The following is a 15,122-nucleotide window of genomic DNA, read 5'->3' on the forward strand; positions in this document are numbered from 1 at the left end:
GCGGCGCGCACAAGAAGAATCTGGAGGAGATCATGAACACAACACAACCGGGCAGGCTCGAACGCTTTGCCGAGGCCTGCATACGGCGGCGGGCCTATGTGACAGGCATATTCCTGCTGGTCACCGCATTGATGCTGGTGGCCGCGCTGCGGGTCGAGGTCAGGACCGTCTTCGACGACCTGCTGCCGCGCAGCCATCCGTATATCCAGGTCCACGAGCAGTACAAGCACGCCTTCGGCGGCTCCAACGTGGTCAGCCTGGTGCTCGAGGCCGAACAGGGCGATATCTTCAACACCGCCTTCCTGAACAAGGTCAAGACGGTCACGTCGGCGCTGCAGCGCGTCGATGGCGCCAACCAGTTCCAGATCGTCTCGCTGGCGTCGCGCAAGCTCAAGGACATTCGCGGCTCCACCGAGGCCATCGATTCGTCGCCGCTGATGTGGCCGGACGTGCCGCAGGACGCGGCCGGGCTGAACGCGCTGAAGCAGGCCGTGCTCAACAACCCGCTGGTCTACGGCGCCTATGTCTCGAAGGACCTGCGCGCCGCGCTGGTCACCGTCGACTTCTACGAGGGCTCGGCCGACTACAACAAGATCTTCCCGCAGGTGCAGGCGATCGCCGATGCCGCGCGCGGCGACGGCGTGCGCGTGCGCGTGACCGGCGAGCCCATCCTGTATGGCTGGGTCAGCCACTTCCTGCCCGAGACGCTGCACATCTTCGTGCTGACGGTCGGCTGCCTGGTGCTGCTGCTGTTTATCGTCGCGCGTACCTGGCGCGGCACGCTGCTGCCGTTGCTGGCGGGGCTGAGCAGCGCGATCTGGGCGCTGGGCGCGGCGCGGCTGCTCGGCTACAACCTCGACCCGCTGGTGATCGTGATTGCATTCCTGATCACCGCGCGCGCGATCTCGCATTCGGTGCAGCTGGTGTCGCGCTTCGACGAGGAGCTCGCCGCGGGCGCCGACACCCCGCGCGCGGCGGCGCGGGCCAGCATGCTGCAGCTGTTCAAGCCCGGCATGCTGGGCGTGGTCGCCGACGCCGGCTGCATGGTGGTGGTGGTGCTGACGCCGATCCCGCTGATGCACAAGGTGTCGATCATCGGCACGATCTGGGTGATGACCATCGCGCTGAGCGCGTGCGTGATGACGCCGGTGCTGCTGTCGTGGGTGCGCGATCCGCGCGGCCACGCGCACCGGCTGGACCTGGGCCCGGCGCTCGACCGCATCCTCGGCGTGTGCGTGCGCAGCGCGACGTCGCACTGGCGCTATGCGGTGCTGGCCGGCGCGGTGGCGGTGTTCGCGGTCTCGGCCTGGTACGCGACCCGGATCCAGGTCGGCGACGCGCAGCCGGGCTCGCCGATCCTTTGGCCCGATTCCACCTACAACCAGGATGCCGCCGCGATCAACCGCCAGTTCCAGGGTGCCGATCGTCTTTACGCGGTGTTTGCGGGACACCAGCCCAATGCGGTGAAGTCGCCCGAAGTGCTGGCGAGCATGGCGGGCATGCAGCGCTATATGGCGGCGCAGCCGGAGATCGGCGGCAGCAGTTCGATCGCCGACGTGATCCCGATGGTCCGGCGCGTGCTCAACGAGAACAACCCGCGCTACCAGGAGCTCGGCGGCACTGCGCAGGAGAACGGCGAGCTGATGTACATGTTCGTGTCGGGCTCCGATCCCGGCGACATGGCCCGCTTCACCGATGCGCAGGCGCGCAATGCCTCGGTGACGTTCTACTTCCGCGACCACCAGGGCGACAGCATCCGCACCGCGATGGCGCGCCTCAAGGAATACGTCGACGCGCATCCGCTGGCGCAGGGCACGTACCAGCTGGCCGGCGGGCTGGTGGGCGTGCTGGCCGCGGTCAACGAGGTGATCCTCGCCGGCCAGATCGAGAGCATCGCGCTGGCGCTGCTGGTGCTGGTGCTGTGCTGCGCGGTCGCATACCGCTCGGTCACGGCCGGCATCTTCTTCATGGTGCCGGTGATCCTGTCCAACACCATCACCTTCAGCTACATGGCGTGGAAGGGCATCGGCATGAACCTCAGCACGCTGCCGGTGGCGGCGCTGGGCATCGGCCTGGGCGTCGACTACGCCTTCTACATCGTCGACGGCATCAAGGAAAAGATCGCCGAAGGCAAGGACCTGCGCATGGCCACGGTGGCATCGCTGCTGGGCGCGGGCCGCGGCGTGGTGGTGACGGCGCTGACGCTGACCACCAGCGTGGTGCTGTGGTGCGCCTCGTCGCTGCGCTTCCAGGCCGACATGGGCGTGCTGATGGCGATCTGGCTGTTCGTGTCGGCACTGAGCGCGCTGTTCATCATGCCGGCGATGGTGCTGGTGTTCCGGCCGGCGTTCATCGTGAAGCGGGCGGGCGCGGGCAGTGCGGCCGGTGAGCGCGACATCGCAATGCATCCGGTGCCGGAGGCGTAGCGGCCGGGTATCGACAAGAGCCAGATAAAAGACCAACAGGAGGAGACCATGACAAAGCATGCTTGGAAGAGGCGGCGCCAGCGCACCAGCGCCGCGGGCCTGGCGCTGGCGCTGCTGGCGGTGACGCCGCAGTTGCTGGCCGCGGAGGCCGGGGAACCGTCGGCGGCCGACGCGCAGGATGCCGGCAGCGACGCCAAAGGCGAGGACTTCAGCTTCCGCGTGGGCGGCTATGCGCGCACCTGGGCCTCGTTCAACCTGCAGAACCCGCCCGAGACCGGCCGTGACGACAGGTTTGCGCCGTCGATGCTGCGCGGCTCGCTGCTGCTCAATGCCGACGCCAAGACCGGACCGGTGACATGGAAGGTGGTCGGCCGGGCCGACGGCGAATACAAGACCCGCTACCTGAAGGACCTCGAGCAACTGAACCGCACCAATACGCCGGGCGGCCCGGGCAGCCGGCTGATGGACCAGTACGACAACGCCGACCTGCGCGAGTACTACATGGACTTCTCGCCGGTGGAGCGGGTCAACCTGCGCATCGGCAAGCAGCAGGTGGTCTGGGGCGAGACCGACTTCTTCCGCGCCCTCGACCTGGTGCATGGCTTCGATTACCGCTGGCGCTCGTTCCTGGAGCGCGAGGGCGACGAGCTGCGCAAGCCGCTGTTCCTGGTCAAGGCCAAGATCAACGTGCCCGAAGCCGACGGCAGCCTGCAGCTGCTGTACCGGCCGGGCCTCGACCGCAACCGGGACATCGGCAACAGCTACGACCTGTACGGCGGCCGCTGGGCGGGCCAGCCGTACAAGGGCGTCGACTTCCTCGCGCCCGGCGCGCTCAACTACAACTACCGCCAGCCCGGCGCCAATGTCAGCGACCAGACCGGCGGCGTGCGCTGGGAGGGCATCGCGGGACCGGTCAACTATTCGCTGGCCTACCTGAAGACGTTCAGCAACGACCCGGTGGTGAACTCGGCCTTCGCGCCGTCGGGACAGGCGCCGACCGGCACGCTGGGCGACTTTATCTTCCCCAAGATCGACCTGTTCGGCGCGACCGCCAGCGGCTATGTCCCGGCCATCGACGCGGTGCTGAGCACGGAGCTGGTCTATACGCGCAACGCGCCCTACAACATCGGCACCAATTTCTTTGGCGGCGCGTTGCCGGGCTTCGGCGGCATCATCAGGAAGGACGTGGTCACCACCATGTTCCGCATGGACAAGAACCTGAACCTGAGCCGCCTGCTCGGGACCAGCCGGCCGTCGTTCTTCTCGGTGCAGGTGTTCGACAAGTGGATCCAGAACTTCAGGCGCTCCGACGACATCGTCAATCTGGTCGGCTACGGCGCCGCGGCCAAGGAGCATTCCACCATCGCCACGGTGATCCTCGGGCTGAACTACCGCAACGACAAGATCAATCCCCAGCTGGCGGCGGGCGTGGACCTGCAGGGCCGCGGCGGCTTCCTGATCCCGAGCGTGGAATTCGTCTACGGCGACCACTGGCGCCTGGTGCTGGAGGCGGACCTGTTCTTTGCCAAGAACAAGCGCAACGCCGGCCAGGTGGAAGGGTCCACGCGCCTGTTCGGCACCTTTGCCAACAACAGTCAGTTCCTGGCGCGGCTGACGCGCCAGTTCTGATGCATCCCAAGTGAGGAGACACAACATGATTCGCATCCGCAAGACCATCGCGCTATGCCTGCTGGCGGTGCTGGGCAGCGCCAGCGCCGCCAGCCTGGCCGCCGAATTGCCGGCCGGCACCGTGATCGACAAGGACAACCTCGATAAGGTCAAGGGCGACACCTTCGACGGCCACACCATCGCCAGCCTGCTTACCGAGAAGCTGGAGTGGCAGATCCGCAATACCGGCCTGAAGATTCCGCTGGCCCACGCCAAGCCGGTGCAGCTCGATCCCAAGTACCTGGAGGCGACGCGCAAGAACGCCGGCAAGGCGCAGTTCGACGAGAAGACCCGCGAGGTGACCGGCTGGGAGGCCGGCATCCCGTTCCCGCAGGTCAGCCAGAACGATCCCTTTGCCGGCGACAAGCTGATCTGGAATTTCTATTACGCCTCGCCGGAAGGCGACGTCATCAACAACAAGGTCACCTTCCTGATGATCAGCGGCGACAAGGGCCTGGAGTCGACGCAGGACTGGGTGTTCCAGCGCTATTACATGAAGGGCCGGCTCAGCGGCGACAAGCCGGTGCTGGGCGACGGCAGCGTGCTGAGCAAGACCCTGTTCGCCGCGACCGCGCCGGAGGATATCCGCGGGCTGGGCACCTTCACCATCCGCTACGACAGCCCCAAGCTGGAAGACAGCTGGGCCTATATCAAGTCGGCGCGGCGCACGCGGCGGCTGTCGGGCGGTGCATGGATGGACCCGGTGGGCGGGCTGGACGTGCTCAACGACGACATCTATGTCTGGAACGCGCGGCCGTCGTGGTATCCGAAGATCCGGCTGGTGGGCAAGCGCTGGATCCTGGCGATCTCGGACGCGAAGCTGGGCTATACGCCGTCGAAGAAGGGCACGCCGGACGAGTGGAAGACCGTGGACCTGAAGAATGCGCCGTACTGGAACCCGGTGCAGACCTGGCAGCCGCGCGAGGTGTGGGTGATCGAAGGCACGCCGCCGGGCGAGCACCCCTACGGCAAGAAGGTGGTCTACATGGACGTGAACTATCCGCGCATCTACATGGGCGAGGCCTATGACAAGAAGGGCGAATTCTGGAAGTTCATCAACTTCCATATGACGCCGTCGACCGGCGAGGACGGCACCAAATATTCTTCCTCGATCCAGGGCGACATCATCGACTTCAAGGCACGCCACGCCTCGATCTACCTGTTCCGCGGCTACAAGCTCAACGAGGCGAAGATCAAGGAGGCCGACATGAACTACAGCGCGCTGGAGTCCATCGCCAAGTAGCGGCATTCACGGGCGCGGCACGACCGCGCGTTTCCCGGGCCCGGCCTGCGCGCGGCGGGCTGGTCCGGGCGAGGAGGATCATGGAAATCAAGACAATGACGGATGAGCAGCGCAAGGCGGTGGCGCTGGAGTACTTCAGGCGCATGGACCGGGGCGAGAGCGTGATCGATCTCTTCGACGAGCACGCCGAGTTCTGCTTTCCCAAATGGGGCGTGGCACGCGGGCGCGCGCAGATCGAGCAGCTGTTCGGCGATCTGATGGGGATCGTGGCATCGGTGCGCCACGATATCGCCTACGCCAACTTTATCCAGCAGGGCGACCTTCTGGTGGTGGAAGGCACGTCTGCCGGCAGCCTCGTCAGCGGCGAAACCTGGCGCGCGGACGTCGGCCATGCCGGGCGCTGGTGCGACGTGTTCGAGATCCGCAGCTTCCGCATCCAGCGCTGCTACGTCTACCTGGATCCCGACTATGGCGGGCAGGATGTCGGGCGCTATCCCTGGCTGCGCCAGCGGCACCAGGGCAAGGGCGGAGCGGCGTAGCGGCGGCAACCACCGGTGTCAGGTGACGGACACCCGCGCGCCGGTGGATAATCCGCGTCATGGAAATCAAATGGCTTGAAGACTTCGTCAGCCTGGCCGAGACGCACAGCTTCTCGCGCTCGGCCGAACTGCGCCACGTCACGCAGCCGGCGTTCTCGCGCCGGATCCAGTCGCTGGAGGCGTGGGTCGGCACCGAGCTGATCGACCGCTCCAGCTATCCCACCAGCCTGACCCCGGCCGGCAAGGTGTTCTACGAGCAGGCGCTGGCGATGCTGGCGCAGGTCAGCGAGACCCGCGCGCTGATGCGCGGCCAGCGCTCGGCCAACGCGCAGGTGCTGGAATTCGCGGTGCCGCACACGCTGTCGCTGACCTTCTTCCCGGAATGGCTCAAGGCGCTGGAGCGCAAGCTCGGCACGCTGCCGTGCCGGCTGCGTGCGCTCAACGTCCATGACGCGGTGCTGATGCTGGTCGAGGGCGGCTGCGACCTGGTGATGGTCTACCACCACGCGCGCCAGGCGATCCAGCTCGATCCGGCGCGGTACGACATGCTGGTGCTCGGCACCGAACGGCTCTCGCCTTACAGCGTGCCGGATGCCGCCGGCAAGCCCCTGTTCCGGCTGCCGGGCACCGACAAGAAACCGGTGCCGTTCCTCAGCTATACGCCCAATGCCTTCCTCGGCCGCATGGTCGACCTGCTGCTGGCCGAAACCGCCGAGGCGCTCAAGCTGGACAAATGCTACGAGACCGACATGGCGGAGGCGCTCAAGGTGATGGCGCTGTCCGGCCACGGCATGGCCTTCCTGCCCGAAAGCGCGGTGCGCGACGACGTCGCGGCGGGGCGCCTGGTGCGGGCCGAGTCGGCGCGCGGCCTGCCGCTGTCGATCGACATGGAAATCCGGCTGTACCGGGAGAAGCCGGGCGAGAACGGCGGCGAGCGGCGCGCCGGGGCGCGGCGCAAGCGGCAGCTGGTGGACCAGGTATGGGGGACGCTGACCTCGGGGTAGCGATGGTTCGCTCCAAGGTTATGCGCGTGTTGCATAACCCGATGAGCAAACGGCATTGGATTCCGGGCGGCCGCCAAGCCTAAGCTTGCGGCCATCTTCCACCCCGGAACCCACCCCGATGTCTTCCGCAGCACCGACCAACACTGCTGGCCAAAAGCACGCACTTCCGTCCTACCTCAACGCCGACAACCTCGGCCCCTGGGGCATCTACCTGCAGCAAGTCGACCGCGTCACGCCCTACCTGGGCTCGCTGGCGCGCTGGGTCGAAACCCTGAAGCGCCCCAAGCGCGCCCTGATCGTCGACGTGCCGATCGAACTCGACAACGGCACCATCGCCCATTTCGAGGGCTACCGGGTGCAGCACAACCTGTCGCGCGGCCCGGGCAAGGGCGGCGTGCGCTTCCACCAGGACGTGACGCTGTCCGAGGTGATGGCGCTGTCGGCCTGGATGTCGGTGAAGAACGCCGCGGTCAACGTGCCGTACGGCGGCGCCAAGGGCGGCATCCGCGTCGACCCGCGCACGCTGTCGCACGCCGAGCTGGAACGCCTGACGCGCCGCTACACCAGCGAAATCAACATCATCATCGGGCCGAGCAAGGACATCCCGGCGCCCGACGTCAATACCAACGCACAGGTGATGGCGTGGATGATGGACACCTATTCGATGAACTCGGGCAGCACCTCGACCGGCGTCGTGACCGGCAAGCCGATCTCGCTGGGCGGCTCGCTGGGCCGCCACGAGGCCACCGGCCGCGGCGTGTTCGTGGTCGGCTCCGAGGCTGCGCGCAATATCGGCCTGGAAGTCAAGGGCGCGCGCGTGGCGGTGCAGGGCTTCGGCAATGTCGGCGCGGTCGCCGCCAAGCTGTTCCATGAGGCCGGCGCCAAGGTGGTGGCGGTGCAGGACCACCGCACCACGCTGTTCGACCCGGCCGGCCTGGACGTGCCGGCGATGATGGAACACGCCTCGCACAGCGGCACCATCGACGGCTTCCGCGGCGAAGTCCTGCGCAGCGAGCAGTTCTGGGAAGTCGATTGCGACATCCTGATCCCGGCCGCGCTGGAAGGCCAGATCACCCCTGAAAACGCGCCGAAGATCACGGCAAAGCTGGTGATCGAGGGCGCCAACGGCCCGACTACGCCGCAGGCCGATGACATCCTGCGCGAGCGCAATATCCTGGTCTGCCCGGACGTGATCGCCAACGCCGGCGGCGTGACCGTGTCCTACTTCGAATGGGTGCAGGACTTCTCCAGCTTCTTCTGGACCGAGGAAGAGATCAACCAGCGCCTGGTACGGATCATGCAAGAAGCCTTCCGGGCAATCTGGCAAGTGGCACAGGAAAACAAGGTGACGCTGCGCACGGCGGCGTTCATCGTGGCCTGTACGCGGATCCTGCAGGCGCGCGAAATGCGCGGCCTGTACCCCTGATCGGGGCACGGCCCGGGGCGGGGCACTGGCATGGTGCAGTGCAATAACCGTCCCGGACCGCGGCTTCATGACCGTCAGACGCGGTCTCCGGCAAGCGCCGGAGGCCGCGTTGTCGTATCCGGATGCGCTGCGCACGGATTGCCCTGAAGTGGGGTTCTAGGAGAAAACCCAGTTGTATTGCGGCGGATGCTGCGCAATACTGTTTCACCAGTGGGGGTTTTTATTCTTAGAATCCCGCTTTCTCTTCATGGTCAAGGAGATGTTATGAATTTCGCCAAGTTGGCTGCCCTGATGATTGCCGGGGGCGTAATGTGCGGGACGGCACAGGCAGCCGAACAACTGACGGGCACGCTGAAAAAGATCAAGGACACCGGCGTCATCACGCTCGGCGTGCGCGAATCGTCGATTCCGTTCAACTACAACCTCGGCGGCGTGCGCCAGGTCGGCTATTCCTACGATATCAACATGAAGATCGTGGAAGCCATCAAGGACCAGCTGAAGCTGCCGAACCTGCAGGTCAAGGAAATCCCGATCACCTCGCAGAACCGCATCACCCTGCTGCAGAACGGCACCATCGATATCGAGTGCGGCTCGACCACCAATAACCTGGAACGCCAGAAGCAGGTCGCCTTCACCAACTCCATCTTCATCATCGGCACGCGCATCATGGTGAAGAAGGACGCCGGCATCAAGGACTGGGCCGACCTGAAGGGCAAGAACGTCGTCACCACCGCCGGCACCACGTCGGAGCGCCTGCTGCGCAAGATGAACGACGAGCAGAAGCTGGGCATGAACATCATCAGCACCAAGGACCACGGCCAGTCGTTCCTGACGCTGGAATCGGGCCGCGCGGCTGCGTTCATGATGGACGACGCGCTGCTGTACGGCGAGCGCGCCAAGGCCAAGAACCCGGCCGACTGGATCGTGGTGGGCAAGCCGCAATCGCGCGAGTCCTACGGCTGCATGATCCGCAAGGACGATCCGCAGTTCAAGAAGCTGTCCGACACCGTCATCGCCGGCATGATGAAGGACGGCTCGGTCAACACCCTGTACACCAAGTGGTTCATGCAACCGGTTCCGCCCAAGGGCCTGAACCTGGACTTCCCGCTGTCCGAAGACATGAAGACGCTGATCAAGGCGCCTAACGACAAGGCGCTGGACTGACCTGCCGTTGACAGCACTGCGAAACGGAAGGCTCGTCCTTCCGTTTCTTTTTGAGGACGCAACATGAACTACAACTGGCATTGGGGAGTTTTCCTCGAACAGGCCGCCCAGAACGAGACTTACCTGGACTGGATGATCTCCGGCCTGAAAGTCACGCTCGCGCTGGGGCTTTCGTCCTGGGTCATTGCCCTGGTCATCGGCTCGGTGCTCGGCGTGCTGCGCACGGTGCCGAACAAATGGCTGTCGGGCTTTGCCGCCACCTATGTCGAGATTTTCCGCAACATCCCGCTGCTGGTGCAGCTGTTTATCTGGTACTTCGTCGCGCCCGAGCTGCTGCCCGGCGGCGAGACCATCAAGCAGATGAACCCGTTCGCGCAGCAGTTCCTCGCCGCCATGCTGTGCCTGGGGACGTTCACCGCCGCGCGGGTCTGCGAGCAGGTGCGTTCGGGCATCAACTCGCTGGCGCGCGGGCAGAAGAACGCCGGCCTGGCGATGGGCTTCACGCTGCCGCAGACCTACCGCCACGTACTGCTGCCGATGGCGTTCCGCGTGATCGTGCCGCCGCTGACCTCCGAGTTCCTGAATATCTTCAAGAACTCGGCGGTGGCGTCGACCATCGGCCTGCTCGAGCTGGCCGCGCAGGGGCGCCAGCTGGTGGACTACACCGCGCGTCCGTATGAATCGTTCATCGCGGTCACGCTGATGTACGCGCTGATCAACGTCACCGTGATGCTGGTGATGCGCTGGGTCGAGGCCCGCACGCGCGTGCCCGGCTTCATCGGCGGCAAGTAAGGGGGCGCCATGGCTTATTCCTTCGATTTCACCTCGATCAACCCGGCCACGCTGCATGTGCTGGGCGAGGGCATGATGGTTTCGCTGAAGATCACTGCCACCGCGGTGGTGGTCGGCATCATCTGGGGCACCATCCTGGCGATGATGCGGCTGTCGTCGTTCCGGCTGCTGAACTGGTTCGCGCAGGGGTACGTGACCATCTTCCGCTCGATCCCGCTGGTGATGGTGCTGTTGTGGTTCTTCCTGATCATCCCGCAGGTATTGCAGGGCATCTTCAACCTGTCGCCGGCGACCGACCTGCGCATGACCTCGGCGCTGGTGGCGTTCGCGCTGTTCGAGGCGGCGTACTACTCCGAGATCATCCGGGCGGGGATCCAGAGCGTGTCGCGCGGGCAGATGTATGCCGCGCAGGCGCTGGGCATGACCTACGGGCAGTCGATGCGGCTGGTGATCCTGCCGCAGGCGTTCCGCAACATGGTGCCGCTGCTGCTGACCCAGGGCATCATCCTGTTCCAGGATACGTCGCTGGTGTACGTGAGCGCGCTGGCGGACTTCTTCGGCCAGGCCTACGGCATCGGCGAGCGTGATGGCCGCATCGTCGAGATGCTGCTGTTCGCCGGGCTGGTGTACTTCATTATTTGTTTCTCCGCTTCGCTGCTGGTCAAGCGTTATCAGAAAAAGGTGGCTGTATGATCGAAATTAATAACGTTTCCAAGTGGTACGGCTCGTTCCAGGTGCTGACCGACTGCACCACCAAGGTTGCCAAGGGTGAAGTGGTGGTGGTGTGCGGACCCTCGGGTTCGGGCAAATCCACGCTGATCAAGACCGTCAATGCGCTCGAGCCGTTCCAGAAGGGCGACATCCTGGTCGACGGCACCTCGGTGGGCAATCCCAAGACCAACCTGCCCAAGCTGCGCTCGCGCGTCGGCATGGTGTTCCAGAACTTCGAGCTGTTCCCGCACCTGTCGATCACCGAGAACCTGACCATTGCGCAGATGAAGGTGCTGGGCCGCTCCAAGGACGAGGCCATGGCCAAGGGCATGAAATACCTGGAGCGCGTGGGGCTGAAGAGCCAGGCCGACAAGTACCCCGGCCAGCTGTCGGGCGGCCAGCAGCAGCGCGTGGCGATCGCGCGCGCGCTGTCGATGGACCCGATCTGCATGCTGTTCGACGAGCCCACCTCGGCGCTGGACCCGGAGATGGTCAACGAAGTGCTGGACGTGATGGTGCAGCTGGCGCAGGAAGGCATGACCATGATGTGCGTGACCCACGAGATGGGCTTCGCGCGCAAGGTCGCCAACCGCGTGATCTTCATGGACCAGGGCAAGATCGTCGAGGACGCCGACAAGGAAGAGTTCTTCGGCAATATCGACGCGCGTTCGGAGCGCGCGCGCCAGTTCCTGTCGAAGATCCTGCATCACTGAGCGGACTTTCGAACCATGGAAAAAAGGGACGCCGCGGCGTCCCTTTTTTCTTTGCGCCGGAAGCGCTCAGGTACAGGCCGTATTGGCCGCGTTCTTGGCTTGCACTTCGGGCGGGATCGGCACGGTCAGCGTCATGGTCGGGCGCCCGTGCTCGAACATGATCAGCTCGCCCGGGGCGAACTGGGTCCAGGTCTCGTTGTCGGTCAGCGGCGCGGTGGCGATCACGGCGACGCGGTCGTCGGGCGTGGTGACCTGCGCGAAGTCGATCGACAGGTCGGCGTCGATCAGGTGCGCGGTCGAGAACGGCCATTGCCGCACGATGTAGTAGAGGCGGGTCGAGCAGTGCGCGAACAGCGCCTGCCCGTTGCACAGCAGGTAGTTGAACACGCCGTGCAGCGTGATCTCGCGGGTGATGTCGGCCAGCGCGTGGCCGAGTTCGTTCAGCGGCGGCTGCGAGCCCGGGAAGCGCTTGCGCAGCCCCTGCATCAGCGTGCAGAAGGCCAGTTCGCTGTCGGTGTCGCCCACCGGCTGGTAGACGCCGGACAGGAACGGGGTGAAGCCGTGCAGGTCGCCGTTGTGGGCGAAGATCCAGTGCCGGCCCCACAGCTCGCGCATGAAGGGGTGGCAGTTCTCCAGCAGCACGGTGCCCTGCGTGGCCTTGCGGATATGCGAGATGACGTTCTTGGACTTGATCGGATAGCGCTTGATCAGGTCGGCCACCGGCGAGGTGCCGGCGGACTGGTTGTCGATGAACAGGCGGCAGGCCTTGTCTTCGAAGAAGGCGACACCGAAGCCGTCGGCGTGGTGGTCGGTCAGGCCTCCGCGCGCGGCAAAGCCGGTGAAGGAGAACGTCACGTCGGTCGGCGTGGCGCAGTTCATGCCTAGCAGCTGGCACATGTCGGGGCACCGGTCGGCAGGGGGCTGCCGCTTTGCAATAGAATGCAGGCATTATCCCGCGCGCCCGCGCCGCTGCCAAGCAAGCGCGGACGCTCCCCCGCGGTGCCAATGACGCCAGCCATGGCGCCACCATACCTGCTAGCAATCCCGAGAACGATGAGCCAATACAAGATTGCCGTAATTCCCGGAGACGGAATCGGCACGGAAGTCATGCCCGAGGGCATCCGCGTGATGGACGCCGCGGCGCGCCGCTTCGGCATCGACTTCCAGTGGGATCACTTCGATTTTTCCAGCTGCGACTACTACGCCCGCCATGGCAAGATGCTGCCGGACGACTGGTTCGACACGCTGGTCAAGTACGACGCCATCTATTTCGGCGCGGTCGGCTGGCCGGACACGGTGCCCGACCATGTCTCGCTGTGGGGCTCGCTGCTGCAGTTCCGCCGCTCGTTCGACCAGTACGTCAACCTGCGCCCGGTGCGGCTGATGCCCGGCATCCGCAGCCCGCTCGCCGGCCGCCAGCCAGGCGACATCGATTTCTACGTGGTGCGCGAGAACACCGAGGGCGAATACTCCAGCATCGGCGGCCGCATGTTCCCCGGCACCGAGCGCGAGATCGTGGTGCAGGAAACGGTGATGAGCCGCACCGGCGTCGACCGCATCCTGAAGTTCGCCTTTGAGCTGGCCCAGAAGCGTCCGAAAAAGCACCTGACCTCGGCGACCAAGTCGAACGGCATCTCGATCACCATGCCGTACTGGGACGAGCGGGTCGAGGCAATGGCGGCGCATTACCCCGGCATCAAGGTCGACAAGTACCACATCGACATCCTGACCGCGCATTTCGTCCAGCATCCGGACTGGTTCGACGTGGTGGTGGCGAGCAACCTGTTCGGCGACATCCTGTCCGACCTGGGCCCGGCCTGCACCGGCACCATCGGCATCGCGCCGTCGGGCAATATCAATCCGGACCGCACCTTCCCCAGCCTGTTCGAGCCGGTGCACGGCTCGGCCCCGGATATCGCCGGGCGCGGCGTGGCCAACCCGATCGGGCAGATCTGGTGCGGCGCCATGATGCTGGAGCACCTGGGCCATGACGAGGCCGGCGCCGCCGTGCTGGGCGCGATCGAGCAGGTGCTGGCCGCCGGGCCGGAGCACGCGCCGCTGACACGCGACATCGGCGGCAAGGCCGGTACCGCCGACCTGGGCCGCGCCATCGCGGAGGCGCTGTGAGCGCCGGCTTCGCGGGGGACGCCCGCGCACTGCTGATCGAGACCTTCCACGCCGCGGTGGCGGCGGCCGACCCGCTGCAGATCGTCGCGCGGCACCTGCCGCCGCCGCACGCCGGCGGCCGCACGCTGGTGGTGGGCGCGGGCAAGGCCGCGGCGTCGATGGCCGCGGCGGTCGAGCGCGCCTACGCCGGCAAGGCCACGCTGGAAGGACTGGTGGTCACGCGCTACGCGCACGGCATGCCGACCGACCATATCCGCGTGATCGAGGCCGGCCATCCGGTGCCCGACGAGTCGGGCGAGCAGGCCGCGGCCGAGATCCTGGCCGCGGTGCAGTCGCTGACGCCGCAGGACCGGCTGCTGGTGCTGGTCTCGGGCGGCGGCTCGAGCCTGCTGTCGCTGCCGGCCAAGGGCATTCCGATGGCCGACCTGAAGGCGACCACGCGGGAATTGCTGCGCTGTGGCGCGCCGATCACCGACATGAACATCGTGCGCAAGCATATCTCGCGCATCCAGGGCGGCCGGCTGGCGCAGGCCAGCCAGGCGCCGGTGACCACGCTGATCGTCTCGGACGTGGCCGGCGACGATCCCAGCGCGATTGCCTCGGGCCCGACCGTGGCCGACCCGAGCACGTTCGAGGACGCACTGCAGATCCTGCGCCGCTATGGGGCCGAGGTGCCTGCCAGCGTGCAGTCGCACCTGGAGCGCGGCGCGCGCGGCGAGGTGGCGGAGACGCCCAAGCCCGGCGATCCCTTGTTCGACCGCGTCGACAACATTATGATCGCGACCGCGCACGGCAGCCTCGAGGCCGCCGCCGCGCTGTTCCGCCAGCGCGGCATCACGCCGGTTGTGCTGGGCGACACGGTCACCGGCGAGGCGCGCGAGGTGGCCCGCGTCTATGCCGCGCTGGTGCGCGAGATTCGCGCGTACAATGCGCCGTTCGCCACGCCCGTGGCGCTGATTTCCGGAGGTGAGTGCACGGTCACTTTGCCCGCCGGCGGCGGCGCCAGCAAGGCGCGCGGCGGGCGCTGCTCGGAGTTCCTGCTGTCGCTGGCGGTCGAACTGGCAGGCATGCCCGATGTGTATGCGATCGCCGCCGACACCGACGGTATCGACGGCTCGGAAGACAACGCCGGCGCGCTGGCCGACCCGACCACGCTGGCGCGCGCCGAGGCCGCCGGCATGCCGGGCCAGCGCCAGCTGGACGCCCACGACGCCTGGGGCCTGTTCGATGCGATCGGCGACCTGGTGGTCACCGGCCCCACGCGCACCAACGTCAACGACTACCGCGCCATCCTGATTCTCTGATTTCG

At 66.1% G+C, this 15,122-nt stretch carries 13 protein-coding genes; 12 read left to right on the forward strand and 1 reads right to left on the reverse strand.

The genetic code is table 11. The features are described 5' to 3' along the window. The first annotated feature begins 32 nt into the window (after nt 1-32). The 10 genes from A2G96_RS03500 (at nt 33) to A2G96_RS03545 (ending at nt 11,686) form a co-directional block, all read left to right on the forward strand. Complete coding sequence (locus A2G96_RS03500) at nt 33-2,426, forward strand: efflux RND transporter permease subunit (RefSeq protein ID WP_062796803.1); 2,394 nt, start codon at nt 33-35, stop codon at nt 2,424-2,426. Nucleotides 2,427-2,474: 48 nt separating this feature from the next. Continuing rightward, entirely contained in the window at nt 2,475-4,055 is a 1,581-nt protein-coding gene (locus A2G96_RS03505; RefSeq protein WP_082818832.1) for a DUF1302 family protein, read from the forward strand. Nucleotides 4,056-4,080: 25 nt separating this feature from the next. After that, nucleotides 4,081-5,337: a DUF1329 domain-containing protein gene (locus A2G96_RS03510; protein WP_062796805.1), complete on the forward strand. Its 1,257-nt coding sequence runs from the start codon at nt 4,081-4,083 to the stop codon at nt 5,335-5,337. A gap of 80 nt (nt 5,338-5,417) precedes the next feature. Next, on the forward strand, nt 5,418-5,876 hold the full coding sequence (locus tag A2G96_RS03515; protein WP_062796807.1) for a nuclear transport factor 2 family protein: 459 nt from the start codon (nt 5,418-5,420) through the stop codon (nt 5,874-5,876). Between the two features lie 59 nt (nt 5,877-5,935). Then, nucleotides 5,936-6,880, forward strand: a complete 945-nt coding sequence (locus tag A2G96_RS03520) for a LysR family transcriptional regulator (RefSeq protein WP_062796809.1) — start codon at nt 5,936-5,938, stop codon at nt 6,878-6,880. Nucleotides 6,881-6,998: 118 nt separating this feature from the next. Then, entirely contained in the window at nt 6,999-8,306 is a 1,308-nt protein-coding gene (locus A2G96_RS03525; RefSeq protein ID WP_062796811.1) for a Glu/Leu/Phe/Val family dehydrogenase, read from the forward strand. Nucleotides 8,307-8,570: 264 nt separating this feature from the next. After that, a complete protein-coding gene (locus A2G96_RS03530; RefSeq protein ID WP_062796812.1) occupies nt 8,571-9,470 on the forward strand; it encodes a glutamate/aspartate ABC transporter substrate-binding protein in 900 nt (299 codons plus the stop codon). A gap of 63 nt (nt 9,471-9,533) precedes the next feature. Further along, complete coding sequence (locus A2G96_RS03535; protein WP_062796814.1) at nt 9,534-10,262, forward strand: amino acid ABC transporter permease; 729 nt, start codon at nt 9,534-9,536, stop codon at nt 10,260-10,262. Nucleotides 10,263-10,271: 9 nt separating this feature from the next. Then, nucleotides 10,272-10,955 (forward strand): glutamate/aspartate ABC transporter permease GltK, encoded by a 684-nt coding sequence (gene gltK / locus A2G96_RS03540; RefSeq protein ID WP_062796816.1) that lies wholly within the window; start codon nt 10,272-10,274, stop codon nt 10,953-10,955. Next, entirely contained in the window at nt 10,952-11,686 is a 735-nt protein-coding gene (locus A2G96_RS03545) for an amino acid ABC transporter ATP-binding protein (RefSeq protein ID WP_062796818.1), read from the forward strand. The genes gltK and A2G96_RS03545 overlap by 4 nt, the downstream gene beginning before the upstream one ends. 66 nt (nt 11,687-11,752) lie before the next feature. Here A2G96_RS03545 and A2G96_RS03550 read toward each other — a convergent pair whose 3' ends face one another. Continuing rightward, on the reverse strand, nt 11,753-12,583 hold the full coding sequence (locus A2G96_RS03550; protein ID WP_062796820.1) for a class II glutamine amidotransferase: 831 nt from the start codon (nt 12,581-12,583) through the stop codon (nt 11,753-11,755). A gap of 156 nt (nt 12,584-12,739) precedes the next feature. Between A2G96_RS03550 and A2G96_RS03555 the strand changes: the two genes are divergently transcribed. Together A2G96_RS03555 and A2G96_RS03560 are read left to right on the forward strand one after the other, a co-directional pair. Then, a complete protein-coding gene (locus tag A2G96_RS03555; RefSeq protein ID WP_062796822.1) occupies nt 12,740-13,813 on the forward strand; it encodes a tartrate dehydrogenase in 1,074 nt (357 codons plus the stop codon). After that, nucleotides 13,810-15,117 carry a glycerate kinase type-2 family protein gene (locus A2G96_RS03560; RefSeq protein WP_062796824.1) on the forward strand — a complete coding sequence of 436 codons (1,308 nt, stop codon included), beginning with the start codon at nt 13,810-13,812 and terminating at the stop codon, nt 15,115-15,117. Before A2G96_RS03555 ends, A2G96_RS03560 begins: the two co-directional genes overlap by 4 nt. Nucleotides 15,118-15,122: the final 5 nt, after the last annotated feature.

This window comes from Cupriavidus nantongensis, assembly GCF_001598055.1.
In the GTDB taxonomy this organism is placed as follows: Bacteria; Pseudomonadota; Gammaproteobacteria; order Burkholderiales; family Burkholderiaceae; genus Cupriavidus; species Cupriavidus nantongensis.

What these genes read in the sequence shown, in the direction of transcription:
- A2G96_RS03520 (WP_062796809.1), top strand. Translation starts at nt 5,936, where the DNA reads ATGGAAATCAAATGGCTTGAAGACTTCGTCAGCCTGGCCGAGACGCAC.
- A2G96_RS03535 (WP_062796814.1), top strand. Translation starts at nt 9,534, where the DNA reads ATGAACTACAACTGGCATTGGGGAGTTTTCCTCGAACAGGCCGCCCAG.
- A2G96_RS03525 (WP_062796811.1), top strand. Translation starts at nt 6,999, where the DNA reads ATGTCTTCCGCAGCACCGACCAACACTGCTGGCCAAAAGCACGCACTT.
- A2G96_RS03510 (WP_062796805.1), top strand. Translation starts at nt 4,081, where the DNA reads ATGATTCGCATCCGCAAGACCATCGCGCTATGCCTGCTGGCGGTGCTG.
- A2G96_RS03550 (WP_062796820.1), bottom strand. Translation starts at nt 12,583, where the DNA reads ATGTGCCAGCTGCTAGGCATGAACTGCGCCACGCCGACCGACGTGACG.
- gltK (WP_062796816.1), top strand. Translation starts at nt 10,272, where the DNA reads ATGGCTTATTCCTTCGATTTCACCTCGATCAACCCGGCCACGCTGCAT.
- A2G96_RS03500 (WP_062796803.1), top strand. Translation starts at nt 33, where the DNA reads ATGAACACAACACAACCGGGCAGGCTCGAACGCTTTGCCGAGGCCTGC.
- A2G96_RS03555 (WP_062796822.1), top strand. Translation starts at nt 12,740, where the DNA reads ATGAGCCAATACAAGATTGCCGTAATTCCCGGAGACGGAATCGGCACG.
- A2G96_RS03505 (WP_082818832.1), top strand. Translation starts at nt 2,475, where the DNA reads ATGACAAAGCATGCTTGGAAGAGGCGGCGCCAGCGCACCAGCGCCGCG.
- A2G96_RS03515 (WP_062796807.1), top strand. Translation starts at nt 5,418, where the DNA reads ATGGAAATCAAGACAATGACGGATGAGCAGCGCAAGGCGGTGGCGCTG.
- A2G96_RS03545 (WP_062796818.1), top strand. Translation starts at nt 10,952, where the DNA reads ATGATCGAAATTAATAACGTTTCCAAGTGGTACGGCTCGTTCCAGGTG.
- A2G96_RS03530 (WP_062796812.1), top strand. Translation starts at nt 8,571, where the DNA reads ATGAATTTCGCCAAGTTGGCTGCCCTGATGATTGCCGGGGGCGTAATG.